General features: G+C 70.6%; 24 protein-coding genes. 12 read left to right on the top strand and 12 right to left on the bottom strand.

The genetic code is table 11. The features are described from left to right. Positions 1-88 precede the first annotated feature (88 nt). From K244_RS0104065 to K244_RS0104040, 6 genes are all read left to right on the top strand, one after another. Complete coding sequence (locus K244_RS0104065) at positions 89-898, top strand: transporter substrate-binding domain-containing protein (protein WP_020184970.1); 810 nt, start codon at positions 89-91, stop codon at positions 896-898. A gap of 98 nt (positions 899-996) precedes the next feature. Beyond that, positions 997-1,743, top strand: coding sequence for an amino acid ABC transporter permease (locus tag K244_RS0104060; protein ID WP_020184969.1), 747 nt, complete (start codon positions 997-999; stop codon positions 1,741-1,743). Further along, a complete protein-coding gene (locus tag K244_RS0104055) occupies positions 1,740-2,588 on the top strand; it encodes an amino acid ABC transporter permease (protein WP_020184968.1) in 849 nt (282 codons plus the stop codon). The genes K244_RS0104060 and K244_RS0104055 overlap by 4 nt, the downstream gene beginning before the upstream one ends. A 14-nt stretch (positions 2,589-2,602) precedes the next feature. Then, positions 2,603-3,373 (top strand): amino acid ABC transporter ATP-binding protein, encoded by a 771-nt coding sequence (locus tag K244_RS0104050; protein ID WP_020184967.1) that lies wholly within the window; start codon positions 2,603-2,605, stop codon positions 3,371-3,373. After that, positions 3,373-4,764, top strand: coding sequence for an MmgE/PrpD family protein (locus K244_RS0104045; RefSeq protein WP_020184966.1), 1,392 nt, complete (start codon positions 3,373-3,375; stop codon positions 4,762-4,764). Before K244_RS0104050 ends, K244_RS0104045 begins: the two co-directional genes overlap by 1 nt. Positions 4,765-4,900: 136 nt before the next feature. Beyond that, the gene (locus K244_RS0104040; protein ID WP_020184965.1) at positions 4,901-5,140 is read left to right on the top strand and encodes a hypothetical protein; all 240 of its coding nucleotides are present in this window, start codon (positions 4,901-4,903) and stop codon (positions 5,138-5,140) included. An 11-nt stretch (positions 5,141-5,151) separates the two neighbouring features. Here the strand turns inward: K244_RS0104040 and K244_RS0104035 are convergent, their stop codons facing one another. Then, positions 5,152-5,511 (bottom strand): DUF971 domain-containing protein, encoded by a 360-nt coding sequence (locus tag K244_RS0104035; protein ID WP_020184964.1) that lies wholly within the window; start codon positions 5,509-5,511, stop codon positions 5,152-5,154. A 112-nt stretch (positions 5,512-5,623) separates the two neighbouring features. Between K244_RS0104035 and moaA the strand changes: the two genes are divergently transcribed. After that, a complete protein-coding gene (gene moaA, locus K244_RS0104030) occupies positions 5,624-6,643 on the top strand; it encodes a GTP 3',8-cyclase MoaA (protein WP_020184963.1) in 1,020 nt (339 codons plus the stop codon). Positions 6,644-6,853: 210 nt separating this feature from the next. Here the strand turns inward: moaA and otsA are convergent, their stop codons facing one another. The 10 genes from otsA to K244_RS0103980 form a co-directional block, all read right to left on the bottom strand. After that, on the bottom strand, positions 6,854-8,275 hold the full coding sequence (gene otsA, locus K244_RS0104025) for an alpha,alpha-trehalose-phosphate synthase (UDP-forming) (protein WP_020184962.1): 1,422 nt from the start codon (positions 8,273-8,275) through the stop codon (positions 6,854-6,856). A gap of 145 nt (positions 8,276-8,420) precedes the next feature. Then, positions 8,421-10,217 carry a glycoside hydrolase family 15 protein gene (locus K244_RS0104020; RefSeq protein WP_020184961.1) on the bottom strand — a complete coding sequence of 599 codons (1,797 nt, stop codon included), beginning with the start codon at positions 10,215-10,217 and terminating at the stop codon, positions 8,421-8,423. Further along, on the bottom strand, positions 10,214-11,020 hold the full coding sequence (otsB, locus tag K244_RS0104015) for a trehalose-phosphatase (RefSeq protein WP_020184960.1): 807 nt from the start codon (positions 11,018-11,020) through the stop codon (positions 10,214-10,216). Before otsB ends, K244_RS0104020 begins: the two co-directional genes overlap by 4 nt. A gap of 176 nt (positions 11,021-11,196) precedes the next feature. Then, a complete protein-coding gene (locus tag K244_RS0104010) occupies positions 11,197-12,300 on the bottom strand; it encodes a DUF1513 domain-containing protein (protein WP_245259734.1) in 1,104 nt (367 codons plus the stop codon). A 4-nt stretch (positions 12,301-12,304) separates the two neighbouring features. Further along, complete coding sequence (locus tag K244_RS0104005) at positions 12,305-13,351, bottom strand: imelysin family protein (RefSeq protein WP_020184958.1); 1,047 nt, start codon at positions 13,349-13,351, stop codon at positions 12,305-12,307. Between the two features lie 26 nt (positions 13,352-13,377). Then, complete coding sequence (locus tag K244_RS0104000; protein WP_020184957.1) at positions 13,378-14,523, bottom strand: di-heme oxidoredictase family protein; 1,146 nt, start codon at positions 14,521-14,523, stop codon at positions 13,378-13,380. 227 nt (positions 14,524-14,750) lie between these two features. Continuing rightward, complete coding sequence (locus tag K244_RS0103995; RefSeq protein ID WP_020184956.1) at positions 14,751-16,229, bottom strand: multicopper oxidase family protein; 1,479 nt, start codon at positions 16,227-16,229, stop codon at positions 14,751-14,753. Positions 16,230-16,453: 224 nt separating this feature from the next. Continuing rightward, positions 16,454-17,731: an imelysin family protein gene (locus K244_RS0103990; RefSeq protein ID WP_020184955.1), complete on the bottom strand. Its 1,278-nt coding sequence runs from the start codon at positions 17,729-17,731 to the stop codon at positions 16,454-16,456. Positions 17,732-17,925: 194 nt separating this feature from the next. Beyond that, a complete protein-coding gene (locus K244_RS0103985) occupies positions 17,926-18,216 on the bottom strand; it encodes a hypothetical protein (protein WP_020184954.1) in 291 nt (96 codons plus the stop codon). A gap of 65 nt (positions 18,217-18,281) precedes the next feature. After that, positions 18,282-19,439: an Mrp/NBP35 family ATP-binding protein gene (locus K244_RS0103980; RefSeq protein WP_020184953.1), complete on the bottom strand. Its 1,158-nt coding sequence runs from the start codon at positions 19,437-19,439 to the stop codon at positions 18,282-18,284. A gap of 88 nt (positions 19,440-19,527) precedes the next feature. Between K244_RS0103980 and mobA the strand changes: the two genes are divergently transcribed. The 4 genes from mobA to K244_RS0103960 all read left to right on the top strand — a co-directional run bounded on the left by mobA (position 19,528) and on the right by K244_RS0103960 (position 22,497). Continuing rightward, positions 19,528-20,157 (top strand): molybdenum cofactor guanylyltransferase MobA, encoded by a 630-nt coding sequence (mobA, locus tag K244_RS0103975; RefSeq protein ID WP_020184952.1) that lies wholly within the window; start codon positions 19,528-19,530, stop codon positions 20,155-20,157. 85 nt (positions 20,158-20,242) lie between these two features. After that, positions 20,243-21,037 (top strand): lysine/arginine/ornithine ABC transporter substrate-binding protein, encoded by a 795-nt coding sequence (locus K244_RS0103970; RefSeq protein ID WP_020184951.1) that lies wholly within the window; start codon positions 20,243-20,245, stop codon positions 21,035-21,037. A 7-nt stretch (positions 21,038-21,044) separates the two neighbouring features. Then, positions 21,045-21,749, top strand: coding sequence for an ABC transporter permease subunit (locus K244_RS0103965; RefSeq protein ID WP_020184950.1), 705 nt, complete (start codon positions 21,045-21,047; stop codon positions 21,747-21,749). A gap of 4 nt (positions 21,750-21,753) precedes the next feature. Beyond that, positions 21,754-22,497, top strand: coding sequence for an ABC transporter permease (locus K244_RS0103960; RefSeq protein WP_020184949.1), 744 nt, complete (start codon positions 21,754-21,756; stop codon positions 22,495-22,497). A gap of 205 nt (positions 22,498-22,702) precedes the next feature. Here the strand turns inward: K244_RS0103960 and cobT are convergent, their stop codons facing one another. Then, positions 22,703-23,752, bottom strand: a complete 1,050-nt coding sequence (cobT, locus tag K244_RS0103955) for a nicotinate-nucleotide--dimethylbenzimidazole phosphoribosyltransferase (protein ID WP_020184948.1) — start codon at positions 23,750-23,752, stop codon at positions 22,703-22,705. A gap of 164 nt (positions 23,753-23,916) precedes the next feature. On the opposite strand from cobT, the gene cobS reads away from it, so the two are divergent. After that, complete coding sequence (gene cobS, locus K244_RS0103950) at positions 23,917-24,684, top strand: adenosylcobinamide-GDP ribazoletransferase (RefSeq protein ID WP_081761541.1); 768 nt, start codon at positions 23,917-23,919, stop codon at positions 24,682-24,684. Positions 24,685-24,693: the final 9 nt, after the last annotated feature.

Below are 24,693 nucleotides of genomic sequence, written 5' to 3'. Positions count from 1 at the left end.
ATTACTCATCCCTCGCACGATCGTTCCCTTACAGCGACCGTATCCCCCGGGGCCCCTCGCCCAAGCTTCCGCACAAAGGCCCGCTTCCATGCGCAAGACCCTCGCTCTCATCATCGCCGCGGCGATCGCGCCGTTCGCTGCGCAGGCCGCCGACGGCGTCGACGCCATCAAGCAGCGCGGCACTCTCATCGTGGGCGTGAAGGCGGACTACAAGCCCTTCGGTTTCCGCGATCCGAGCGGCGCGGTCATCGGCATCGAGCCTGATTTGGCGGCCGACGTCGCGAAGCGCCTCGGCGTGAAGCTGGAGCTGGTGCCGGTGGTTTCGTCGAACCGGATCGAGTTCCTGCAGCAGGGCAAGGTCGACATGCTGATCGCGACCATGTCCGACAAGCCGGAGCGCCGGAAGGTCGTGCAGGCGATCGACCCGCAGTACTACTCGGACTTCGTCAACGTGCTGCTGCCCAAGAAGGCCGGCGTGAAGGACTGGAACGAGCTCAAGGGCAAGCCGCTCTGCGCCACCTCGGGCGCTTGGTACAACAAGGACATCGCGCGCACCTACGGCCCCGAGATCGTCGCGTTCGACGGCTCCGAGAAGCCCCTGTTCGCGCTGAAGCAGGGCAACTGCGTCGGCTACGTCTACGACCAGACCTTCATCCAGGGCCGCCTGCTGGATGCCGAGTGGAGCACGGACTTCGAGATGCCGCTGAAGGGCGTGCTCGACGCGCCGTGGATCATGGCGGTGGCGCTCGGCAACGACAGCCTCAAGACCCTTTTGGAGGAGACCACCAAGGACTGGATGAAGACCGGCTTCATCGTCGCCGAGGAGAAGAAGTACGGCATCGAGCCGACTGAATACTCGAAGGCGACGCACGAGAAGATGAAAAGCGCGACCAACTGATCGGATGCGCGGCCGGGGTCTCGTAAGAGTCCGGCCGCGCTCCGTTCCCGATGTAACGAACGGGGCGCGCCACGGCGGGCCCGCAACCGGATCGCGCAATGGACGTCATACCGGCCTGGTTCCAGAACCTCTACGAGACGACGGGCCTGAACTTTACGGTCTTCTACGACGCCTACGACTGGAACCGCTACGCCAACGGGCTGAAGACGACGCTGCTGCTGGTGGTGGTCACCATCGTCCTTAGCCTCGTCATCGGCGCCGTCGGGGCGCTGCTGCAGAGCGCGCCCTCGCGCGTGGTGCGCGGCGCGATCAACGCCTTCGTGGTGGTCTTCCGCAACACGCCGCCGCTGGTCCAGCTGTTCTTCTTCTATTTCGGCGTGGGCGCGGTGCTGCCCGCTGGGCAGGACCAGTTCGGCCTGCGCCAGCCGATCATCGACAACCTGCAATGGGCGATCATCGCGCTGTCGCTGTTCGCGGGCGCCTTCAACGTCGAGATCTTCCGGTCCGGCATCGAGGCGGTGCCGAAGACGACGGTGGAGGCGGCCGAGGCCCTCGGCTACACGCGGATCCGGGCCTACCTCTTCATCATCCTGCCGCTCGCGCTGCGGGTGTGCCTGCCGGCGCTCAACAACAACCTCGTCAATCTGCTCAAGACCACCACCCTCGCCTACGCGATCGCCGTGCCCGAGACGCTGTACGCGGTGAAGCAGATCTGGTCGGAATCGCAGAACGTGCTGGAGATGATGCTGGTGCTGTTCGCCACCTATGGCGTGCTGGTCGGCGTGCTGGTCTGGATCATGCACCGCTGGGAGAAGGCGCTGCGCATCCCGGGGTACGGCCGATGAGCGCCGAGCCGAAGACGGGCGCGCCCCTGGCCGTGCTGCTGCCGTTCAAGGTCGAGACCACACGCCTGTCCGCGCCGCGGCTCGCGCCGGTCCACGCCGCGCTGTTCGGCGCGGGGCTCGCGCTTCTGGCGGGGACGGCCTGGGCGCAGTCAGGAGCCGCGCAGCTCTCGCCGCTCGAGGTCATCGTGAAGTGGGCGCCGCTGCTGCTCAGCGGCTTCGTGTTCAACATCCTGATCTCGATGGTCGCCATGGCGCTCGGCACCGCGGCGGGGCTTGGGCTCGGCCTCGCCATGCTGGCGCAGAACCCGCTTCTCGCCCGCGTCGCCTGGGCGCTGACCCAGTTCTTCCGCAACGCGCCGTGGCTGGTGCTGCTGTTCTTCGTGATGTTCCTCGTGCCGTTCCAGGTCACGATCTTCGGCGTGCGCATCCCCCTGCCCGACTGGGCCAAGGCGACGGTGGGCTTCTCGCTCCCCGTCATGGCGAACGTCGCGGAGATCGTCCGCGGCGCCGTCCGCTCCGTGCCCTCGACGCAGTGGGAGGCGGCGGAATCGCTCGCCTTCACGCCGCGGCAGATCATGTGGCGGATCATCCTGCCGCAATGCGTGAAGCGCATGCTGCCGCCGTGGATGAACCTCTACGCGCTGGTGGCCATGGCGACGGTGCAGGCCTCGATCGTCGGCGTCTCCGAGATGCTGACGCTGACCGCGCAGGTCCACACCGCTGAGGGCGGCCGGCCCGAACTGTTCGCGCCGCTCTACGGCTTCGCCCTGCTCTGCTTCTTCCTCTACTGCTACCCGATCGACCGGTTCACCGCCCGGCTCGAGCGTCGGTTCCAGATCCGCTGAAAGCCTCAGTCCCCATGGCCGCTCCGACCGTCTCTCCCCCCGTCTGGACGCCCGATCAGCCGATCGTCCAGCTAATCGACGTCCACAAGTCCTTCGGCTCCTTCGAGGTGCTGAAGGGCGTCAGCTTCGACGTGAAGAAGGGCGAGGTGATCTGCATCATCGGCCCCTCCGGCTCCGGCAAATCGACGCTGATCCGCTGCATCAACGCGCTCGTGCCGGTGAGTTCCGGCACGATTCGGGTGGAGAACATCGAGGTCGCCGACCCGAAGCTCGACAAGCTGGCGCTACGCCGGAAGGTCGGGATGGTGTTCCAGCAGTACAACCTGTTCCCGCACAAGACGGCGCTGCAGAACGTGATGATGGCGCCTGTCCACGTGCTGGGTCAGGACAAGCGCGAGGTCGAAGAACGCGCACGCGCCCTGCTTCAGAAGGTCCGGCTGGCCGGCAAGGAAGACAGCTATCCCGGCGAGCTTTCCGGCGGCCAGCAGCAGCGCGTCGCGATCGCCCGCTCGCTCGCGATGCGGCCCGACGTGATGCTGTTCGACGAGGTGACGGCGGCGCTGGACCCTGAGACCGTGAAGGAGGTGCTCGTCACCATCCGCGAGCTCGCCGAGGAGGGCATGACCTGCCTGCTCGTGACGCACGAGATGAACTTCGCCCGCGACATCGCCGACCACATCTACTTCACCGACCGCGGGGTCATCGTCGAGCACGGCCCGCCGGCGACCTTCTTCACCGCCGCGAGCGACCCCCGCACCCGGGAGTTCCTCTCCCAGGTGCTGTGATGGCGGCCGGTCGGCCGACCGTCGCCGAGCAGGCCGCCGACTTCCTGCTCGGCCTGCGGTTCGAGATGCTTGACGCAGCGGTCGTCGCCGCGGCGCGCGAGGCGATCGTCGACTATGTCGGGGTCGCCCTCGCCGGCGCGCAGGAGCCCGTCGCCCGCAACGTCCGCGCCTGGGCCGCCGCCCGCTCCCACGCCCCTGACGCCGCGGTGCTGGGCGCCGGCGGACTGAAGCTCGACGCCGAGAACGCGGCGATGTGCAACGCCGTCGCCGGCCATGCGCTCGACTTCGACGACACCAGCTGGACCACCATCGGCCACCCGACGACCGTCGTCGCGCCCGCGGCCTTCGCCATCGCCGAGAGCCGTGGCGCGTCGGGCGCGGACGCGCTTGTCGCCTATGTCGCGGGCGTCGAGGTCGCCCATCGCATCGCGGAGTTGGCGATGCCGGGGGCGTCGGAGAACGGCTGGCACACGACAGGCGCGTTCTACGCCCTCGGGGCCGCGGCCGCCGCCTGCGCGCTGCTCCGGCTCGACCGCGCGACGACCGTCAACGCGCTCGGCCTCGCCGCTTCGCGCTCCGGCGGCGTCCGCGCAAATTTCGGGACGCAGGCGAAGCCGTGGCACGCGGGCGTCGCCGCGCGGAACGGGCTGGAAGCCGCATCTCTGGCGCAGGCCGGCGTCACCGCATCTCCCGCCTCGATCGAGGGGCCGGACGGCTTCGTGCGCTGCCTCGGGGGCGCCGAGGCCTTCGAGCGGCTTGACGATCGCCCCTTGCGGTTCGGCGCGCCCTTTGATCTCGCGGCGCGTGGGCTGGCCTTCAAGCGCTACCCCTGCTGCAGCGGATCGCATCCGGCCTGCGACCTGATCGCGGACCTCGCCGCCGCGCACGGCTTCCGGGCGGTCGACGTCGTCGCGATCGACGTCGGCGTAAGCTTGCTGGCCGAACGCGAGCTGGTCGCCCATGCGCCGACCACGCCGCAGGAGGCGCGCTTCTCCATGGAGTTCGCGCTGGCGGCGGCCCTCGTCGCTGGTCCGCTGACGCTCCGATCGTTCAAGGCGGAGACCCTCCACGATCCCGAGGTCCGGCGCCTCATGGGGATCGTGCGGATGAGCCTCGATCCCGGACTCGCCGCTCTTGGCTTCATCGGCACCGCGCCGGTCACCTTGGCCGTCCGACTCGCCGACGGCCGGACGGCGGCCGGAGAGCGCGATCTCGCCGTCGGGAATCCGGAACGGCCCATGAGCGCGCAGGACCACGCCGCGAAATTCATGTCGTGCGCCGGCAGGGCGCTGACCGCCGTCGGCTCCGCGGCGCTACTGGAGCGGCTTCAGGCGATCGAGCGCGAGCCCAGTCTCGTCGCGCTCTGGGCGACATCCCCGTCAGCGGCGTAATCCTCGAGCGCTGCACTGCAGCAGCCTCCGGCGGACCCCTTGCTGCGCCGCAGTATTCGGCATGCTGGTCTTTATTGATTCCTCGCGCTAATCTTCTCGTCGATACGTCTTGAACGACAACGACAGGAGGAACGCGATGCAGTGGCTCCAACTGACGGCGGCGGGGTCGCACGACGTCTTCGTGAACATGTCGCTAGCGGTGCACATGCGGCGCTTCGGCGAGAAGACCGTCATCGACATGCTGACGAGCGCGCTCGACCGGACGCACGCGATCACCGTGGTGGAAACGCCCGCGGAGATTCTGCAGAAGATGTGCGACTGCGGCTGGGTCTCCCCGCCCGCGACGGAAAGCGTGACCGTCCCGCCCCCGCACTGAGCGGGCTCGGCTCAGCCCCGGCTGAGGCCGCGTTCGGCGAGGGCCTTCTCATAGACGGCGAGAAGCTCGTCGCCCTCCTGGCCGAAGCGCCGGAGCGCGGGCCAGGTGAAGATGCCGGTGTCGTGCCCGTCGCTGAACACCAGGCGAACGGCATAGGAGCCCACCTCCTGCACGTCGCGGATCGCGACGTCGCGCTTTCCCGGAACGATGGTCTTCTGCTCCGCCGAGTGGCCCTGGACTTCGGCGCTCGGGCTCTCGACGCGCAGCAGCTCCGCGGAAAGCGCGTCGCTGCGGCCGTCCGCCCAGGTTAGGGTGAGCACGCGCCCGTCACGCGAAAGCTTGATCTCGATCGGCCAGTCCGCGTCCGCCATTTCGTCACCTCTTCGGGCGCTGACCTTTACGCGCGCCGCTCCAACTCCTAGCTTCTGGACGCTGTTCCGGCCAGCCATCCGTGGCGTCGGGACGAAAGAGGTTCCGCATCCCATGTCGTTTGCCGCCGTCACGCCCGCCCCGCTCGTCGATCCGTTTCAGCGGGCCATCAGCTACCTCCGCGTGTCGGTCACGGACCGCTGCGATTTTCGTTGCGTGTACTGCATGTCGGAGCACATGCAGTTCCTGCCGAAGCGCGAGCTTCTGACGCTCGAAGAGCTCGATCGGCTGTGCAGTTCGTTCATCACGCTCGGCGTGAAGAAGCTCAGGCTCACCGGCGGCGAGCCGCTGGTCCGACGCGATCTGATGACGCTCATCAGTTCGCTCGGCCGTCACCTCGACAGCGGCGCGCTCGAGGAGCTGACGCTGACGACGAACGGCAGCCAGCTGGAAACCCACGCGCGGGACCTGTTCGCGGCCGGCGTGCGGCGCATCAACGTGTCGATCGACACGCTCGATCCGGACAAGTTCCGCGAGATCACACGCCGCGGCGACCTCGCGCAGGTGATCCGCGGCGTCGACGCCGCTCTGGCGGCCGGCCTCAAGATCAAGATCAACACCGTGGCGCTGCGCGGCGTGAACGAGGACGAGATCGCCTCGATCGCCGAATGGTCCCATGCAAGGGGCATGGACCTCTCGCTGATCGAGACCATGCCGCTCGGCGACATCGACGGCGACCGGACGGACCAGTACCTGCCGCTCAGCCTCGTGAAGGCCCGCCTGGCGCAGCGCTGGACGTTGAACGAGAGCGCGTACCGAACCGGCGGGCCGGCGCGGTACGTCTCGGTGGCGGAGACCGGCGGGCGCATCGGCTTCATCACGCCGATGACCCACAATTTCTGCGAGAGCTGCAACCGGGTGCGCGTCACCTGCACGGGCACGCTCTACATGTGCCTCGGCCAGGACGACGCCGCGGACCTGCGGACGCCGCTGCGCGCGAGCGAAGACGACGGCAAGCTCGTCGAGGCGATCCGCGAGGCGATCCGGCGGAAGCCCAAGGGCCACGACTTCATCATCGACCGCCGCAACGCGAAGCCCGCCGTGGCCCGGCACATGTCGACCACCGGCGGCTGAGCCTTGCTCCGCCCATGCCCTGCGGCCTGAGCGGAGGTCGGAAACGTCCGCCGTCGTATCCCGGCCTTGAGCCGGGGCCCAGACGCTCGGCGCCGGACGACGTCGCTCGGCCCCCGTGATCTTTTTCGGATAGGGCGATGGTTCTGGGTCCCGGCTCAAGGCCGGGACACGAGCGAGCGATCCCTTGCGTCCGTTCGGAACGATCGCTCTTCAGCGAACGGCGGCGATCCGGCCCGCCTGCGGCGGCGCGGCCTCCTCGTTTTCCAGCGCGTCAAGAAAGCTGCGGCACCACCAAGCGACGTCGTACTCCAAGATGCGCTCGAACATCGACGACCACCGGTCCTTCCGCTCCTCGAGCGGCATATCGAGCGCGCGAGCGATCGACCCGGCGGTGCCGTCGACGTCGTAAGGGTTCGTCAGCAGCGCGCCGTCCAGTTCGGAGGCCGCGCCGGCGAACCGCGACAGCAACAGGACGCCGGGGTTTTCAGGGTCCTGCGCCGCCACGAACTCCTTCGCGACCAGGTTCATGCCGTCGCGCAGCGGGGTGACGAGGCCGACGCGGGCGTAGCGGTAGAGCCCGGCGAGGGCGTTCCGGCCGACGGTGCGATTGACGTAGCGGAGCGGCGTCCAGTCCAGCTCCGAGAAGGTCCCGTTGATGCGGCCGGCCAGACCCGCGACCTCCCGCTCCATGGCGGCGTATTCCGGCACCTCGCCGCGGGATTTGGGCGTGATCTGGAGGTAGGTGCAGCGGCCCCGCCACTCCGGGTCCAGCAGCAGAAAGGTCTCGAACGCCTGGATGCGTTCGGCGATGCCCTTGGAGTAGTCGAGACGGTCGACGCCGATGATCAGCTTGCGGTCGCCCAAGCTTTCCTTCGTCCGGCGCACCAGCGCGTTACGTTCCGAGGCGGCGGCCACGTCGGCGAAGGTCTGCGTTTCGATGCCGACGGGATAGGCCTCGACCCGCACAGTCCGGCCGTGCACCATGAAGCGCCCGTCCGGCAGCCGACGCCCGATCTTCTCGCGGCGGACGTAGGTCTCGAAATTCTCGACGTCGATCGGCGTCTGGAAGCCGACGACGTCGTAGGCGGCGAGCGACCGCACGACGTCGGCGTGGTTCGGGAGCACAGTCAGGATGTCAGGGGGCGGAAACGGGATGTGCAGAAAGAAGCCCATCCGGTTCTTGCAGCCGATGCTCCTGAGCTCGGCCGCGAGCGGGATCAGGTGGTAGTCGTGCACCCAGATGGCGTCGTCGGCGGCGATCTGCGGCGCGAGCAAACGGGAGAACAGCCGGTTGACGCGGTGATAGCCGGCGAGGTTGACCCGGGTGAATTCGGTGAGGTCCATCCGGTAGTGGAACAGCGGCCACAGCATCCGGTTGGAGAAGCCCGCGTAGTAATCGTCGAGGTCGCGTTCGGACAGGTCGACAACCGCGTAGGTCACGCCCTCGCTTTCGGTGAGTTCGGCGGCGCGAGGCTCGCCGGCGTCCGGAGGCAAGGTGCGGCCGCTCCAGCCGAACCAGAGCCCGCCGCGCGCCTTCATGGCGCCCGACAGGGCCACGGCGAGACCGCCGGCCGGCGGCGTGCCGGGCGTCGGCACGGGCACGCGGTTCGAGACGACGACGAGACGGCTCATGGGCGCTCCCCCTTGGTTGGGCCGAGGGCGATGCAGGCTAGCTCATCGTCGCCGGCCGCGGCTATGACCGTTGGCAAAGTCATCGCGCGCATGTGAAAACGGCCGCGTGCGGCCGCGAGTTCCGCCGTCGTGGGGCGGCCCGCCCTCAAAAGGCGTCTTCCCACGGGCGCGACAGACGCATCGCGGCCTTGACGACGCCGACCATCGAGTAGGTCTGCGGGAAATTGCCCCACAGCTCGCCGGTGCCGACATGCAGCCCCTCGGACAGCAGTCCGAGGTGGTTGCAGTGGTCGAGCACCTCCTGGAACGCCGCCCTCGCCTCGTCCATCCGCCCGACGGCGGCGAGCGCGTTGATCAGCCAGAAGGTGCAGGCGGTGAACGCGGTCTCCGGCTCGCCGAAATCGTCGGGCGCCTTGTAGCGGTAAATGTGATTGCCGTAGCGGAGCTGACGCTCCACCTCGGCCAAGGTGCCGAGGAACCGCGGGTCCTGCGGCGCGACGATGCCGATCTCCGGCAGCAGCAACAGGCTGGCGTCCACCGTGTCCCCGCCGAAGACGCTGGTGAAGCTCTTCATCTCGACGTTCCAGGCGCTCTGCAGGATGTCGGCCTTCAGCTCCGCCGCCCGTCCGCCCCACTCTCCGGCCTTCTCGGACAGGCCGAGCCGGTCGGCGATGCGGGAGAGCCGGTCGCAGGCGGCCCAGCACATCGCGGAGGAATGGGTGTGGACGCCCTCGCGGGTGCGGTACTCCCAGATCCCGGCGTCCGGCTGGTCCCAGCGCTGCACGGCCTGCCGGCCGAGCTTCTCAAGCCGCTCGAACAGCGCCTCGTCGCCTGGGGTCGGCAGGCGCGCGTCGAAGAAGCATTGCGCCACCGCGAGGATCACCGAACCGTAGCCGTCGTTCTGCACCTGCGTGTAGGCGGCGTTGCCCTTCCGGACGGGGCCGAAGTTCTGGTAGCCGGGCAGCGCCTCGGCTTGGGATTCGTCGAGCGTGGTCTCGAAGCCGAGACCGAAGAGCGGCTGCAGATAGCCGTTGGGGGACCCCGCCACGAGATTGGTCACGTAGGAGAGGTAGCCCTCCATCGTGTTGGTGGCCCCCAGCCGATTCAACGCTTCAACCGTGAAGTAGCTGTCGCGCAGCCAGCAGAAGCGGTAGTCCCAGGTCCGGCCCGTGTCGCCGTATTCCGGGATCGACGTGGTCAGCGCGGCGACGATGCCGCCCGTCTCCTCGTGGCTGCAGAGCTTCAGCGTGATGGCGGCGCGGATCACGATCTCCTGCCACTCGAACGGCAGCGAGAGGTAGCGCGTCCAGTCGATCCAGTAGTCGCGCGTGCGCTCGTAGAACTCGCGGCTGATGCGCGCCGGCGAGTCGGTCAGCGACTCGTCCGGGCCCAGCACGAAAGCGAGCGCGCGATCGAGCACGAAAGGCGTCTCGTCGGCGACGAAGGCCACCGGCGCGTCAGTCGTCAGCCGCAGCACGCTGTCGCCGAGCAAAAAGCGGATGTGGTTCGAGCCGCGCGTCGTGTCCGGCGCCGCGGCGCCCCAGTCGCGGCATGGCCGCATCCGCACGGCGACGCGCGGCGACCCGGAGATCGGCTCCACACGGCGGACGATCATGTTCGGCCGGAACATGCGACCGGAGCGGCGAAAGCGCGGGGCGAAGTCCACCACGCGGATTGCGCCCTCGTGGCCGAACAGGCGAGTCTCAAGGATCGCCGTGTTGCGGTGATACTCCTGTTCGACCCGCGTCAGGCCTTCAAGTTGGAAGTCCCAGAACCCCGTCTCGGCGTCGTCGCCGGCAAGCAGGCCGCAGAAGGTGGGATCGCCGTCGAACCGCGGCACGCACATCCACACCAGGCGCGCGCGCCGGTCGATGAGAGCGGCGGCGGCGGCGTTTCCGACGACCCCGAGTTCGAGCGACGCGCGACCGTTCGGAACCGTCATGCCGCCGCCGCGAGCGCGACGAGCCAGGCGCGCATAGCGTCGGGATCCGCCAGACCGTGCCGCGCGACGCTCGGACGGCAGACCGCGCCGATCAGAACCGAAACGCCGCCGAGATCGTTCGCCGCCGCGAAGGCGAACTCGTCGGTCAGATCGTCGCCGAACATCCAGGGGGTGCGCCCGGCGAAGGGCTTCTCGGCCATCATGCGCTTGAGCGCGGTGCCCTTGTCGCAGCCGCGGGGGCGCACCTCGACGACCATCTTGCCCGGCTGGAGCTCGTGTGTCGGCGCGAGCTGCGCGACGAGTTCGCCGATGCGCTCCTTCACCTCGCCCTCGCGGTGCGGCGCCTGGCGGAAGTGCACCGCGACGCTCGCGCCCTTGTCCTCGAGCGCAAGGCCGGGACGCGCGTCGACGAAGGCGCCGAGCGCCGCCGTGAGCCTGTCCGGGGGCGCGCCGACGCCGGCCTCGGACACCCGCCCGCCGCCGCAGCGGCGAAGCTCGGCGCCATGGAGTGCCGCGGCGGGAAGCCGAAGCGGCGACAGGATGCGGTCGACGTCCTCGAGCCCGCGACCGGTCACGATCGCTAGGGCGCCGTCGAGCCGCTGGGCCAGCACGCCGATCGCAGCCAGGGCTTCAGGCGTGATCGAGACGCCGCCCGGCGTGGCGGCGAGGTCGAGCACGGTGCCGTCGAGATCGAGAAACAGGGCGATCCGGTCCGGAAAGCCCGCGGGCGCCGAAGGCGGCGAACCGGGACGGCGCGAAGCGTCATTCTCGCGCGCGGCCGTCGCCGCAGTTTCGAGGCCCATCGTCGACGCTCCGATCACGGGATTTCACAAAGGCGACCGATAGCTAGAAGCCGTGGAGGCGAAGGGCAACCCCTGTGCGGCGGCGGGGCGGCGAATGGTGATCGAGTGGGACGTGCCGAAACCAACCGTCCGGGGCTTCGAGACAGCGCCGCATCGGCGAGCGTCACGCCGGGCGATCAGCCCGCGTGACCCGCCAGATGGTTGTCCCACCGCAGCACGCTCGCGCGCCGATCCACGATCGCCGCGCCGTCTTCGCGGACCGCGATCAACGCCACCTCGCCCAGTCCCGACGTCGCCACGAAGCGCCCCTCGCCGGTTGGGGCCAGCCCGCAGACGTCGGGGATCGCGACCGCGCCGACCGCGGCGTTGGTCAGGAGATCGAAGGCGACGACCGCCCCGCCCTTCGGACCGGACGCCGCAGCGAAGCGCCCCGACCGGTCGATCGCGAGCGAGCACACCGAGCCGCCGAGCCGCGCCAGCAGGTCGGGATCGGCGTCGAACCAGCGCAGCCGCGCGCCCTCAAGCCGCGCCACCAGCGGCCGGTCCCGCGCGCCGGCCTCGGTGTCCTGAGCCGCGACCAGAAGGCCGCCGTTCGGCGTCCCGACCACGTGGCGCAGCGACAGGCTCGCGAGATCGGCCTCGGTCTCGGCGATCGCCTCCACCGCGCCGGTCGAGGGGTCGAGCAGCGCCACATTGGAGCGCGCGGTCGTGACGCCGAGGCTCTTGATGCCCGGATCGGTCTTCGGCTCCTTCGCTCCGTTCGCGACGACGATGCGGCCGCCAAGGGACGCGACGTCGTGGGGCCCGATCCCGCCCGAGCGCCACTCCGCCCGCGGCGCGTAGCCGCCCGCGACGTCGCGCAGCACGATCCAGCCCTCGCCGGTGTCGGCGTCGATCTCGGTCGTCAGAAAGGTTCGGCCGCCGGCGGCGTAGGCGCCATGACCGGCGAAGCGGCGGCCGGGGCTGGCGCCGAACGTCGATCGCATCGCATCGCCCGCCTCGTCCAGCACCAGTGCGAGATCGCCGGGCCTGCGGCCCACCGCGACCGCCTCCGCGCCGTCCGGCCGGACGCTCAGCGCATGCAGCCGCACGGGGACCGCGACGCCGTCGCGGGCTTCGAGCGCGCCGTCGAGCCCGCCGATGCGGTACCCGCCGTCGCCGTCGCGGGCGGCGGAGAGAAACGCCCGCTTGTCCGGCGAGGCGTGGGCGCGGCCGTGGCCAAGCCCCGCGAGCGCCAGGGCGCCGAGGCCGCCCAGCGCGGCGCGGCGGGTGAGCGGCATCAGCTCAGTCCCCGTCCAGCGCATTGAAGCCGAGCGGAACGCCGATGGCGGGGGCCACGTCCTTGACGATGTTGGCCTGCGCGACCTTGAGCGCGGCGACCGCCTGCTCCACGACCTTGCGGCGCTTGGGGTCCGCCGCGGCCTCGCCGACGTCCTCGGGGAGCTTCGCCACGGCGGCCTGCGCCGCGGCGAAGGCCTTGCCGTCGCTCGCCGCGATCTCTGCGGGCGCGGCCTTGGCGAAGATCGCGGCCATGGCCGCGAGGCTCGCGACAGACGCCTTCAGCGCGCGCGCCGAGCGGTTCGAGCGCCAGCCTTCTGCGGCCTTCGGCCGCGCGGTGTCGAGGTTTGCGCCCAGCACCGGCAGCAACTTCATGTCCACGTCGCGCTGAATGCCGCCGGCGAGATCGGTGAGCAGGCGCGCGGCCGCCTGGCCTGGATCGGCGAAGTGCACCGGGTCGCCCTGCCCGGCCTTCAGCTTCGCCAAGGGCCCGGCGTCGCTGCGCCATTCGTCGCGGATCTGGCCGGTGAGCGTCGCAAGGTTGCCGGCGATGGCGACGCCGACCCGGCAACGGGCGGCGGGCTCCCCGTCCGGCGCCTCGTAGAGCAGGCGCTCCAGCGCGGGAAAGCCTTGCCCTGCCACGCTCGAGGCCCGGAACGTGTCGTCCGGCACCTCGTCGGCCTTGGCCTTGGCTTCGAGTTCGGCGAGCGCCTTCGCCACCGCGTTGCGCTTGTCGGGGAAGAAGAAGATGCGGTCCGGCCGGAGCGACAGGCTCACCGGCCCGGTAGTGACGTGCTCGACCGCCGCCCAGGCGTCGGCCGCCGCCTGGTAGCGCTGTTTCAGCGCGGCGAGGTCACCGGCGTAGTCGCCGTCCGCGCAGGCCGCGCGCCATGCGTCCCTCTGGACGGCCGCGGCCTCGGCCAAGGCGTCGATGCGCGGCAGGAGCCACTGCTCGATCACCGAGATGGCGAGAGGTCCTGGCTCGGGCGTCGCCGCCCAGGCGGCCCCGGCCGGGGCGAGGACGGAGCAGGCGATCATGAGGGTCTTGCGCATATTGCGCTGGAACCTTGATGTCATCTCTAAAGTCCTGAGACGTAGTCGACGAGCGTCTTACGCTCCGCCGGGGTCAAGGCGTCGAAGCGGGAGCGGGCGGCGGCGGCTTCGCCGTCGTGCCAGCGCACGGCGTCCGCAACCGTGGCCGCGCGGCCGTCGTGGAGCAAGCCCGACCCCTGCGCGAGCGTCCGCGACAGCCCCCACAGCGGAGCGGTCCGCCACTCGGCGCTCGCGGCCGCCTGCTCGCCCACGCCGTCGTCGAGGCCCGGCCCCATGTCATGCAGCAGCAGGTCGGTGAAAGCCGCGACCCCAGCGCCGCCGCCAAGCGGCAGCGACGGCGCGTGGCATGCGGCGCAGCCCGTTGCGGCGAAGAGCGTCACGCCGCGCCGAGAGAGTGCGGGCGGCGGCGGGGCGGGCCGATGTTCGAGAAAAGCGACGAGGCTCGCGAACAGATCGGACGCCACCTCCGGCTCGCCGGGCGGCGCCCCTTGCGGCGCGTCGCGGCACGCGGTCTGGAACGGCGTGCAGTCGCCGGCGACCTCGGGGCGGCGCTCGGTGGAAAGGCCAAGGTCGAGCGTGAACGCGGACGCCGCCTGTGCGGCGAGCGTCGGCTCGGAGGCTTTCCAGCCGAACCGGCCGAGCGACTTGCCCTTCGGGCCTTCGATCCAGTGCGGCCGGCCGGAGACGCCGTCGCGCGCCTCCGTCTCGGCGCGGGCGAGGATCGCGGCCTCCGGCACGCGTTCGAGCAGGCTGAGACCGGCGAGCGACGGCGCCACCCGCGCCGACATGGCGGTGGCCGGTGCGAGCGCGCCGTAGCCCGGCCCCTCGATCCGCCAGGACGGCTTGCCGGACGCTGCAAAGCTGACGGCCGCCCGGCCCTCGCCCGGCGCCTTGCCGAGGCCCTCCGGCTGAAGCTCCGCGCCGTAGATCGGGTCCGGCGCGCCGCTCGACGAACCGAGACGCACGACGAGGCCGGGGTCCTGGCCGGGATCGTCGCGGCCGAGACGGAAGCGCGTGCGGCCGGCCTCCGCCGAATGGCAGCTGGCGCAGGAGCGCGCGGCGAACAGCGGGCCCAGCCCGTCGGCATGGCGCGTGGAGGCCGGCGCCGGGACCCACATCCGCCCGAAGATCGCCTTGCCGATCGCGGCGTCGAGCCCGTCGCGGGCGGCCATGGAGGCTGTGGCGAGGGTGAGGGCTGCGACGCCGAGCGACAGGCCGATGAGGCGAGCTCTTCTCCCCTCCCCCTTGCGGAGAGGGGTAGGGGGTGGGGGTGGCGCCGCGGAGCGCTCACGGACCGTGGCGGACGCAGCGTCGCGTTCCGCGCCCTCTTCTGGACCACCCCCCTCCCCGACCCTCCCCCGCAAGGGGGGAGGGAGCAGAGGCCTAGCGAGCCGGCCCATCACGCGACCTTCAGGTAGCCCATCATCCCCGTCTCCTGGTGCTCGATCAGGTGGCAATGGATCATCCAGTCGCCTGGCCGGTCCGCGACGAAGGCGATGGTGATGCGCTCGTTCGGCGTCAGCAGCACGGTGTCGGCGAAGTGCACGGGCAGGTCGCGCTTGGTGGAGGCCAGCACCTTGAAGGTGAAACCGTGCAGATGGATCGGGTGCACGTGCGGCGTCTCGTTCGAAAGCTCCGCCACGTAGGTCCGTCCCTCCCGGAGCAGGGCGAGCGGCTTCGGAACCCGCGAGTGGTCGCCGACAGGCCAAGCTTCGCGGTTGATGCTCCAGTTCACGGTGGAGGCCGCGCACAGGCTGTCCAGCAGCGCGGCGGCGAGCGGGTCGCCGTCATCCGCCGAGACCGCGAGCGCCGCCTTCTGCTTGGACGCGGTGGCGAAGGCGAAGGTGAGCCGCTCCGCGCCCTTCATCCGGGGCTCGGGAATGGCGGAGCGCGTCAGCGGCGCGGGATCGAACGCCTTGCGTCGGAGCTGCCCTCCCTCGCCCAAGAGCGTCGCCAGGACCACCGGCTCGGCGGCGAAATAGTCCATCAGCCGAACCTCGCCGCCCGCCGCCGGCGCCCGCACCACGAGATCGAGCCGCATGGCGGGGCCGAGGCGCCAGTCCTTCAGCGGGAACGGCGCGATCGGGTTGCCGTCGATCGCGATCACGGCCGCCTCTCCGCCGTCCACGCCGATGTCGCCGACGCGGGTGGAGTCGAGGTTGAGCAGCCGCAGCCGCACGTCGCCGCCGGCGGGAACCCCAATGCGCGGCGCCGTCTCGCCATTGACGGTGCGCACCGTGCCGAAGGTGCCGGCCCGCAGCGCGCCGCGCTGGGTCATGAACGGCAGGTAGCCGCCGGTCGCCGCGTCAAGCCGCCAGTCCTTCAGCACCAGCGCGAGGTCGGCGTCGTAGCGCGCGGTCTCGTCGCCCTCGACGATCAGCACGCCCGCAAGCCCGCGGCCGAGTTGGGCGATCGTGTCGCAATGCGGGTGGAACCAGAAGGTGCCGGTGTCCGGCGGCGTGAAGCGGTAGCTGTGCCGCTCGCCCGGCCGCACCGGCGGCTGCGTGACGTAGGGCACGCCGTCCTGGTCGTTGGGGATCCGGAGGCCGTGCCAATGGATCGCGGTGTGCTCCGGCAGCCGGTTCTCCAGCTCGACCGCAAGCGTTTCGCCCTGGGACATCCGCACGACGTCGAATAAGCGCTCGCCATAGGTCCAGACCGCGCTGTCCGGGCCGTCGGGGCCGAGCAGCTTCGCCCGCCGTTCGGCGGCGACGAGCGACAGCGTCCGTTCGCCGGGCGTCTCCGCGCGGCTGCGCGGCGGCAGCGTCGCGGGCTTCGCATAGCTCCGCCCACGCACCGCGACGACGCCCGCGACGGCGAGCCCGCCGCCGAGAAGCGCGCGGCGGGTGAGACGACGCGATGCGGTGGCCGATGACATGACGCTGATCCTATCGCCTGCGGGCCGCGGCGGAACGAGGCTCGGCGCTCCCCTATGACGCGACGTCGTAGTACCTCTCCCCTTGCGGGAGAGGGGAAGGGTGAGGGGTCGTCCGGGACGCCACCCGTCAGCGTCGAGGATGTCCCGGACGACCCCTCATCCGGCGCTCCGCGCCACCTTCTCCCGCAAGGGGAGAAGGGAAGAGAGCGCGCGCTCGACTACCTTTACTGCGACACCTTCTCCGGCGCGTCGAGGCTGTCTGAGCCCTCGACCGTGATCTTCACGCCGAGCTTGGCGACCACCGCCTCCACGCCGCGGGTCTGCTGCACCAAGCCGTCGATCACGTCCTGCACGACCTTGTTCCCTTCGGCGTTGCCCTCGCCGATCATCTGGTCGTAGGCTTCCCTGCCGCTGTCGGCCCGGTCCTTCAGCACCTGCGCCTTCCCGAGAGTCGCGGCGAAATCCGCGTCGAGCGTCTTGGCCTCCGCCGGCGCCTTCGCCTCGGCGTAGGCCTTGAGCGAGGGCCCTTCCACCTTGGTCCCGTCGAGCCGAACGTAGGTTCCGGCCCAGATCTCGGTCATCCCCTTGATGTCGAAATAGTGCGAGTTGTGGGTGTTGTCGGAAAAGCAGTCGTGCTCCTCCTCTGGATCATGGAGGATGAGGCCGAGCTTCATGCGCTCGCCCGCCAACTCGCCGTAGGACAGGCTGCCGAGGCCGGTGAACATCGTGGCGATCGCCGCGCCGGGCTTCTTCTTGGTGAGCGCCACGCGCGCCTTGCCCTTCGGCCCCCAAAGCGCGGCCATGTCCTTGAGGTCCGCCACCAGCAGATCGGTGACGACGGTCAGGTACTGCGCGCGGCGGTCGCAGTTCTTGTTGGTGCAGCCCTCGCCCTGAACGTAGTCGGTCGCCTTGCGGTCGCCGGCGCCGGGGCTCGTGCCGTTCAGGTCCTGCCCCCACAGCAGGAACTCGATGGCGTGGTAGCCGATGGCGACATTCGACTCGACCTCGCCCGCCTCCTGCAGCGAGTTCAGCAGCTTCGTGGTGATCTTGCTGGCGTCGACCGTCTTGCGGCCGAGCTTCAGTTTCGGGTTCGCGATGACGTTGAGCGTGTAATAGGGGTTTTCGTCTGAGGTTTCGCCATAGGCGGGCGCCACGTAGTCGATCAGCCCCTCGTCCAGCGGCCAGGCGTTGACCCGGCCTTCGAGGTCGTCGACGGACGGGTTGCCGAAGCGGTAGCCTTCGGTCTTCTGGTAGGGAACCCGCGCCGCGATCCACGCCTTCCGGGCATCCGCCAAAGTCGCGTCCGTCGGGTCCTTCAGGAAGGCGTCGATCTTGGCCTTGAGGTCGGAGGCGGCGATGACCGCGTCGCCGTACATGGCGGCGGCGACGTCGGAATAGGTCTTCACCACCTCCTTCGCCGCGGGCGCCTCCGCCTGCGCCCCGCCGGTCGCCAAAGCCCCGAGCGCCACGGCCGTCAGCGCCCCGATCCAGGTCTTGGTCATTGTCCGTCTCCTCGGCCGTGCGACCGTCGCGCCATGCGGTCCGATAGCTCTCCGGGCCGCCCCGCAGAACCGAAACGCCTCGCTCACGAGAAAGTCAAACCCGCCCTAACGGATTTTGAATGAACGACTTTTTTCGCCCGCGACTTGATTTGGAATAAATCCAGTCTGGGCTGGAGCGCTGGGGCGGCGCGTGGTCAGCCGGGTCGCCGTGCCGAGCCGCGGCTCCGCTCCACCGCCGCGAGGATGACGGCGAGCAGTTCCGCCCGCGCCGAGTTCGCGTCGATCTCCCCGATCGCCGCGGCGCTGGACAAGGCGTCCGCGGCGCCGAGCGCGCCGACAAGAGCCGGCGTGGAGACGCCGCCCAACGCAAAGGGATCGAGAGCGGCGCGGCGTTTTTCGAAGAACGCGGCCTCGCACTTCCGTTTGACGCTTTCGAGTTCCGGCGTGTCCTTTCCCGCCGCCGCGCTTGATCGCGCCCGCGCCATCGGCCTCGCCGTCGCTCACGAGCACGGGGCTTGCGGAGGCCGGCGCGTGACGCCGCCGGCGGTCCTCACCGCTCGATGACGATCCGAGGCGCCGTGCGGCCCGGGGCGCCGGACGTCAGCCGGTTCCACACCGCGGCCGCGATGCGGCCGTAGGCCTTGGAGTGCTCTGAGCCGGGGTCCTTGGCGACGATCGGCGCGCCGGCGTCGGAGGTCGTGCGGATTTCAAGAGCAAGCGGAATTTCGCCGAGGAACGGCGTCTTCATGCGCTCAGCCTCCGCGCGGGCGCCGCCATGGCCGAACACCTCCGCCCGGTGGCCGCAGTTCGGGCAGCAGTAGTAGCTCATGTTCTCGACGATCCCGAGGATCGGCACGTCCACCCGTTCGAACATCGCGACGCCGCGCCGCGCGTCGGCGAGCGCGAGGTCCTGCGGCGTGGAGACGATCACGGCGCCGGACAGCTTCACGCGCTGCGCCATCGTGAGCTGGGCGTCGCCGGTGCCGGGCGGCATGTCGACCACCAGAACGTCGAGTTGGCCCCAGGACACCTCGGTCAGCATCTGGGTCAGCGCCGACATCACCATCGGGCCGCGCCAGATCATCGCCGTCCCGGCCTCGACCAGGAAGCCGATCGACATGATCTTGAGCCCGTGGGCCTCGAGCGGCTTCATCATCTTGCCCTCGACCTCAGGCTTCTCGTGCAGGCCGAACAAGGTGGGCACGGAGGGGCCGTAGACGTCGGCGTCCATCAGCCCGACGCGCAGGCCCTGCGCCCGGAAGGCGAGCGCCAGGTTGGCGGCCGTGGTCGACTTGCCGACGCCGCCCTTCCCCGAGGCCACCGCGATGATGTGGCGGACGCCCGGCACGCCGGCGCCGCCGGAGGCCTGTCGCGGCGCGGGCGCGGCCCCCGAGGGGGCGTCGCGGCCGCCGCGCGCGGCCATCGGGCTCGCGGGCCGCGGCGGCGGCGCGGACCCGGCCGGGCGATCGGCGGTGAGCGCGACCAGCACGTCGGTGACGCCGGGAACGGCGCGCACGGCGGCTTCGGCGGCCTTGCGGACCGGTTCGAGCGCGGCCGCGCGGTCCGGCGTGGTCTGGATCGAGAAGATCACCCGGCCGCCGGAGATGGAGATCGGCGACAGCGCGGGGGATTGCGCGAGGCTCGGCGCCCCGTCCGGCGCAGGCGCCGCGTCGAGAGCCCGCCGAACGTCGTCTTCCGTCACCGCCATGTCGCGTCTCCATCCGTGTTTTCTTGGGCTATGGACCTTTCGCCGCCCGAAGGTCAATCAAGTCCGGTGGGTCGAGGAAAGGAATGGCATGCCAGACGTCGAAGCTCCCCTCGCGAGGATCGCGGGGGTCGTCCTGATGGGCGGCGAAGGCCGCCGCATGGGGCGCGCGGACAAGGCGCTGATCGCGCTGCGCGGCCGCCCGATCCTCGCCCATGCGCTCGATCGCTTCCGTCCTCAGGTGGCGACGCTCGCGCTCTCCGCCAATGGCGACCCCGCGCGTTTCGCGGCCTTCGGACTGCGCGTGCTCGCCGACGCGGTTGACGGTCCCGGGGGGCCGCTGGCCGGAGTGCGAGCCGGCCTCGCCTGGGCGGCGACGCTCGAGGGCGTCACCCACCTCGCCACCATTCCGGGCGACGCGCCCTATCCGCCCGCGGATCTCGTGACGCGCTTGGTGGCCGCGGCGGGCGAAGGCCCGGCGGTCGCGGTCTCGCCCTCAGGCCTCGAGCCGCTGCATGCGCTGTGGCCGCTCGCCTGCGCGGAGCCGCTCGAACGGCTGGTGCGGGACGGCGTCTCCGCGCCGCGCCGGGCGCTGGCCGAGCTTGGCGCCGTCGAGGTCGTCTTTGCCGATACGAGCGGGTTCCGCGACGTCGACACGCCGGACGATCTGGCGCGTCTCGCCGCGGACGATGCCGCAAACATAGGCTCGCCCACCACTTGAGCGTGCGGGGCAACGGTGGAATGCTGCGCCGCGTTGGGGGCCTGCGAGCGGCCCGAAGCGTCAGCCTGAGTCGGAGACCGTCGTCATGTCGTCATCCCGGTTTGCATTCGCCGGCGCCGCGGCGCTTGCGCTCGCCTGCGCCCTGATCGCCGGTCCGGCTGCGGCCAAGGACTGGTCGAAGATCAAGATCGGGACCGAAGGCGCCTATCCGCCGTTCAATGTCGTGGGCGCGGACGGACAGGTCCAGGGCTTCGACATCGATATCGCCAAGGCGATCTGCGAGAAGATCAAGGCCGAGTGCACCTTCGTAGCGCAGGACTGGGACGGCATCATCCCCGCGTTGCTCGCCAACAAGTACGACGCCATCTTCGCCTCCATGTCGATCACCGACGAACGCAAGAAGACTATCGCGTTCTCCAAGCGCTACTACCAGACGCCGGCGCTGTTCGTGACCGACAAGCGCAACGCCTCGATGGGCACCTCCACCGACGCGATGAAGGGCAAGACGATCGGGGCGCAGTCTTCCACCGTCAGCGGCACCTACCTGCAGGACGTGTATGAGCCGGCGGGCGCGACCGTGAAGCTCTACGCGACCCAGGACGAGGCCAACCTCGACCTCGCTTCGGGGCGGCTCGACGCGGTGCTCGGCGACAAGACGGTGATGCTGCCCTGGCTGGAGAAGGCCGACGCCGGCAAGTGCTGCCAGGTGATCGGCCAGGACATCCGCGACGAGAAGTACTTCGGCGAGGGCATCGGGGCTGGCCTCCGCAAGGAGGACATCGAGCTGAAGGAGCTGATCGACAAGGGCATCGCGGAAATCCTCGCCGACGGCACCTACGAGAAGATCAACGCCAAGTACTTCCCGTTCAGCCTCTACTGACCGCCGCGTGACCGACCTCTTCGGGCTGCTGTCGTTCGGATCCGAAGGCTGGGGCGACGATCTCGCGCGCGGCGTGGTCGTCACGATTACGCTCGCGATCGCCACGCTGCCGCTCGGCCTCGCCCTGGGCCTCGGCGTGGCGCTGCTCAAGAACGCCAAGGGCCGGGTCGCCCGCGCGCTGGGCGAGCTCTACACCACGGTGTTCCGCGGTCTGCCCGAGCTGCTGACGATCCTGATCGTCGCCTTCGGCGCCCCGCGGCTGATCGCGTCGCTCACAGGCGCGACGGTGGAGATCAACAGCTTCGTCGCGGGCGTCGTGGCGCTCGGCCTCGTGTTCGGGGCCTTCTCCAGCGAGGTGCTGCTGGCCGCAATCCGCGCGGTGCCGAAAGGGCAGAGCGAGTCGGCCGCGGCGCTCGGCCTGTCGCGCCGCCTCGCCTTCCGCCTCGTGGTGTTTCCGCAGCTGTGGCGGGTCGCGCTCCCCGGCCTCTCCAACACCTGGCTCGTGCTGCTGAAGGACACCTCTCTGGTCTCGGTCATCGCCCTCGCCGACCTCACCCGGCAGACCAACCTCGCGGTCAACGCGACCAAGCAGCCGTTCTTCTTCTATCTCGTCGCCTGCCTGCTCTATCTGGCGCTCTCGGGCCTCTCGACGGCGATCGCCCGCCGGCTCGAGGCGCGCGCCGACCGCGGCTTCGCCGCCGCAGGGCGCTGAGACCGTGGAAGCGGCTCTCGGCCAGGCCATCCTGACCGTCTGGGGCGCGCTCGGCTTCGACGCCGAGCTGATGGCGCGCTACGGCCCGCGGGTCGTCGACGGGCTCTGGACGACGCTGGGCCTCGTCGCGGCGTCCTGCTCCGTGGGCTTCCTGCTCGCCCTGCCGCTCGGCGTCGCCCTGGTCGAGGGCGGGCGCGTCACCCGGGCGCTGTGCCTGTCGTTCTCCACCTTCTTCCGCGGCACGCCGCTGCTGGCGCAGGTCTTCCTCGTCTATTACGGCGCCGGCCAGTTCCGCGACGCGCTGGACGCCGTGGGCCTCTGGGGCGTGTTCCGGGACGCCTGGTGGTGCGTGGCGATCACCTTCACCCTCAACACCGCGGCCTATCAGGCCGAGATCATCCGCGGCGGCGTGCGCTCCGTCGCGCGCGGCCAGGGCGAGGCCGCGGCCGCGCTCGGGCTGCGGCGCGGCCAGACCTACCTCACCGTGATCCTGCCGCAGGCCCTCGCGCAGGGGCTTCGGCCGCTCGGCAACGAGCTGGTGCTGATGATCAAGGCGAGTTCGATCGCAAGCGTCGTCACGGTCTACGACGTGCTGGGCGCAACCAAATACGCCTTCAGCCGCTCCTACGACTTCGAGGTCTACCTATGGGCCGCGCTGATCTATCTCGTGCTGGTCGAGACCGTCCGCCGGGTCTGGAACCTGCTGGAGCGCCGCGCCACGCGGCATCTTCGGCCGCGCGAGGCCTGAGCGGCCTGTCGGGACGACCGATCCCAGGTGACCTTGCGCGTGCTTCGAGACGCCCGCCGAGAGGCGGGCTCCTCAGCATGAGGAGGGTTTGCTCCGGCCCAGCCCTCGTCATCCTGAGGAGCCGACCGCAGGTCGGCGTCTCGAAGTACGCATGTCGCTCCAGCGGGTCTTTAAATTTCCAAATGGGTTCCGACCGGCCCTTCGCTCAGGCGCGGTTCGCGACCGCGGCTTCCGAGAACGTCGCCATGCCGGAGTGGCAGGCGGCGGCGGCCTTGATGATCGCGACCGCGAGCGCGCCGCCGGAGCCCTCGCCGAGACGCATCCCCAGATCGAGCAGCGGCTTCAGCTCCAGACGCTCCAACAGGCGGCCATGGGCGGCCTCGGCCGAGCGATGTCCGGCGACGCAGTGGTCGAGCGCGCTGGCGTCGAGCGCGTGCAGCACGCTGGCGGCGGCGGTCGCCACATAGCCGTCGATGACCACCGGCACGCGCTCCATCCGCGCCGCGACGATGGCACCCGCGATCGCGGCGAGCTCCCGGCCGCCGAGCCGCCGCAGCGCCTCCAGCGGATCGCCGAGATGGCCTTTGTGGGTCTCGAGGGCGGCGCGCACGGCCTCGGCCTTGCGCTTCAACCCCGCCTTGTCGACGCCGGTGCCGCGGCCGACCCAATCCTCCGGCTCGCCGCCGTAGAGCGCGCAGGCGATGGCCGCGGCGACGGTGGTGTTGCCGATCCCCATCTCGCCCACGACCAGCAGATCGATCCCGCCGGCGATCGCCTCCATGCCGTAGGCCATGGTCGCCGCGCATTCCTGCTCGCTCATGGCCGCCCGCTCGGTGATGTCCGGGGTCGGCCGGTCGGAGGCGAGGTCGAACACCTTGAGGCCGATGTCGAAGCTCGCGCAGATCTGATTGATCGCCGCCCCGCCGCTGGAGAAGGCGCCGAGCATCTGGCTCGTGACCTCGACGGGGTAGGCCGAAACGCCCTTCGCCGTCACGCCATGGGCGCCGGCGAAGATCGCGACGAGCGGACGGGCGACGCGCGGCGGCGCCTTGCCCTGCCAGGCGGCGAGCCACTCCGCGATGTCCTCGAGCCGGCCCAGCGCGCCGGTGGGCTTCACCAACTCCGCCTCGCGCGCGCGAACCGCCGCGACGGCCTCGACGGCGGGTCCGGGCAGACGACCGAGCAATGCACGGATGTCGTCGAACGGCAGACCGCTCGCGGATGCGGGCCTCGCGGCGTCCGGAGAGCGGGTCATGGAAGCGTCCTCGTCACGTCGCCGGCGTGGGGGATCGCCGTCATCGGAGCGTCGCAGATAGCCGATCCCGCAGTGCACGCCAAGCGCGCTCCGCGCACGACCATGCTAGTGAGGCGCGACCGCAACCCTATTGTCGTCCGATGACCGCCAACCGTTCGAATTCCATGGCTCGCGCCGCGCGCGACGCCGCCGCCGACGCGCTGCGGTTCTTCACCCGGCTCCCCGTCCCTCCGGCCTGGGGATCGCCGGAGTCCGCCGCGATCTTCGAAGGGGTGGCGCGCGCCGCGCCCCTGGCCGGGCTTGTGGTGGGTCTTGTGGGCGGAGCGGTTCTCGCAGGGCTGACGGCGCTCGGGCTATCGCCCCTCCCCGCGGCGACGCTTGCGGTCGCGGCTGGCGTCGCCCTCAGCGGCGCGCTGCATGAGGACGGGCTTGCCGACGTCGCCGACGGCTTCGGCGGAGGGCGCGACCGCGAGCGCAAGCTCGCGATCATGCGCGACAGCCGCCTGGGAAGTTTCGGCGCGACCGCGCTGATCCTGACGCTGCTCGCCCGCGTGTCGCTCGGGGCCGCGCTTGTGGAAGGACTAGGCCCCGTCGCAGGCCTTGCAGTCGCCGCGGCCTCCACGATAGCGCGACCCGCCGCCGTGCTGCCGACCGTGCTGCTGCCGCCCGCCCGCGCCGAGGGCGCTGGCCACGCCGCGCGCCCGGCGGCGAGCGCCGTCGCCCTCGGCTGGGCGCTCGCCGCGGCGCTCGCGGCGTTGCTCGTAGGGATAGGGCCCGGCCTCGCTGCGGCCGCGTTCGCCGCGCTCGCCGCCTCGGCGCTGTCCGCCCTCGCCCGCCGCCAGATCGGCGGCGTCACCGGCGACGTCTGCGGCGCGGCGGCCGCTCTTGGCGACGCGGCCGCTCTCACCGCGCTCGCCTTGACCCTTATGTGACGCGCCCAT

Source organism: Methylopila sp. 73B (genome assembly GCF_000526315.1).
Taxonomy (GTDB): domain Bacteria; phylum Pseudomonadota; class Alphaproteobacteria; order Rhizobiales; family Methylopilaceae; genus Methylopila.
Note: the sequence above shows the minus strand (reverse complement) of the source record. Positions and strands in the feature narration are given on the sequence as shown.

Excerpts from the sequence above, each read along its gene's own strand:
- K244_RS0104065 (WP_020184970.1), top strand. The coding sequence starts at position 89 with ATGCGCAAGACCCTCGCTCTCATCATCGCCGCGGCGATCGCGCCGTTC.
- K244_RS0104060 (WP_020184969.1), top strand. The coding sequence starts at position 997 with ATGGACGTCATACCGGCCTGGTTCCAGAACCTCTACGAGACGACGGGC.
- K244_RS0104055 (WP_020184968.1), top strand. The coding sequence starts at position 1,740 with ATGAGCGCCGAGCCGAAGACGGGCGCGCCCCTGGCCGTGCTGCTGCCG.
- K244_RS0104050 (WP_020184967.1), top strand. The coding sequence starts at position 2,603 with ATGGCCGCTCCGACCGTCTCTCCCCCCGTCTGGACGCCCGATCAGCCG.
- K244_RS0104045 (WP_020184966.1), top strand. The coding sequence starts at position 3,373 with ATGGCGGCCGGTCGGCCGACCGTCGCCGAGCAGGCCGCCGACTTCCTG.
- K244_RS0104040 (WP_020184965.1), top strand. The coding sequence starts at position 4,901 with ATGCAGTGGCTCCAACTGACGGCGGCGGGGTCGCACGACGTCTTCGTG.
- K244_RS0104035 (WP_020184964.1), bottom strand. The coding sequence starts at position 5,511 with ATGGCGGACGCGGACTGGCCGATCGAGATCAAGCTTTCGCGTGACGGG.
- moaA (WP_020184963.1), top strand. The coding sequence starts at position 5,624 with ATGTCGTTTGCCGCCGTCACGCCCGCCCCGCTCGTCGATCCGTTTCAG.
- otsA (WP_020184962.1), bottom strand. The coding sequence starts at position 8,275 with ATGAGCCGTCTCGTCGTCGTCTCGAACCGCGTGCCCGTGCCGACGCCC.
- K244_RS0104020 (WP_020184961.1), bottom strand. The coding sequence starts at position 10,217 with ATGACGGTTCCGAACGGTCGCGCGTCGCTCGAACTCGGGGTCGTCGGA.
- otsB (WP_020184960.1), bottom strand. The coding sequence starts at position 11,020 with ATGGGCCTCGAAACTGCGGCGACGGCCGCGCGCGAGAATGACGCTTCG.
- K244_RS0104010 (WP_245259734.1), bottom strand. The coding sequence starts at position 12,300 with ATGCCGCTCACCCGCCGCGCCGCGCTGGGCGGCCTCGGCGCCCTGGCG.
- K244_RS0104005 (WP_020184958.1), bottom strand. The coding sequence starts at position 13,351 with ATGCGCAAGACCCTCATGATCGCCTGCTCCGTCCTCGCCCCGGCCGGG.
- K244_RS0104000 (WP_020184957.1), bottom strand. The coding sequence starts at position 14,523 with ATGGCCGCCCGCGACGGGCTCGACGCCGCGATCGGCAAGGCGATCTTC.
- K244_RS0103995 (WP_020184956.1), bottom strand. The coding sequence starts at position 16,229 with ATGTCATCGGCCACCGCATCGCGTCGTCTCACCCGCCGCGCGCTTCTC.
- K244_RS0103990 (WP_020184955.1), bottom strand. The coding sequence starts at position 17,731 with ATGACCAAGACCTGGATCGGGGCGCTGACGGCCGTGGCGCTCGGGGCT.
- K244_RS0103985 (WP_020184954.1), bottom strand. The coding sequence starts at position 18,216 with ATGGCGCGGGCGCGATCAAGCGCGGCGGCGGGAAAGGACACGCCGGAA.
- K244_RS0103980 (WP_020184953.1), bottom strand. The coding sequence starts at position 19,439 with ATGGCGGTGACGGAAGACGACGTTCGGCGGGCTCTCGACGCGGCGCCT.
- mobA (WP_020184952.1), top strand. The coding sequence starts at position 19,528 with ATGCCAGACGTCGAAGCTCCCCTCGCGAGGATCGCGGGGGTCGTCCTG.
- K244_RS0103970 (WP_020184951.1), top strand. The coding sequence starts at position 20,243 with ATGTCGTCATCCCGGTTTGCATTCGCCGGCGCCGCGGCGCTTGCGCTC.
- cobT (WP_020184948.1), bottom strand. The coding sequence starts at position 23,752 with ATGACCCGCTCTCCGGACGCCGCGAGGCCCGCATCCGCGAGCGGTCTG.
- cobS (WP_081761541.1), top strand. The coding sequence starts at position 23,917 with ATGGCTCGCGCCGCGCGCGACGCCGCCGCCGACGCGCTGCGGTTCTTC.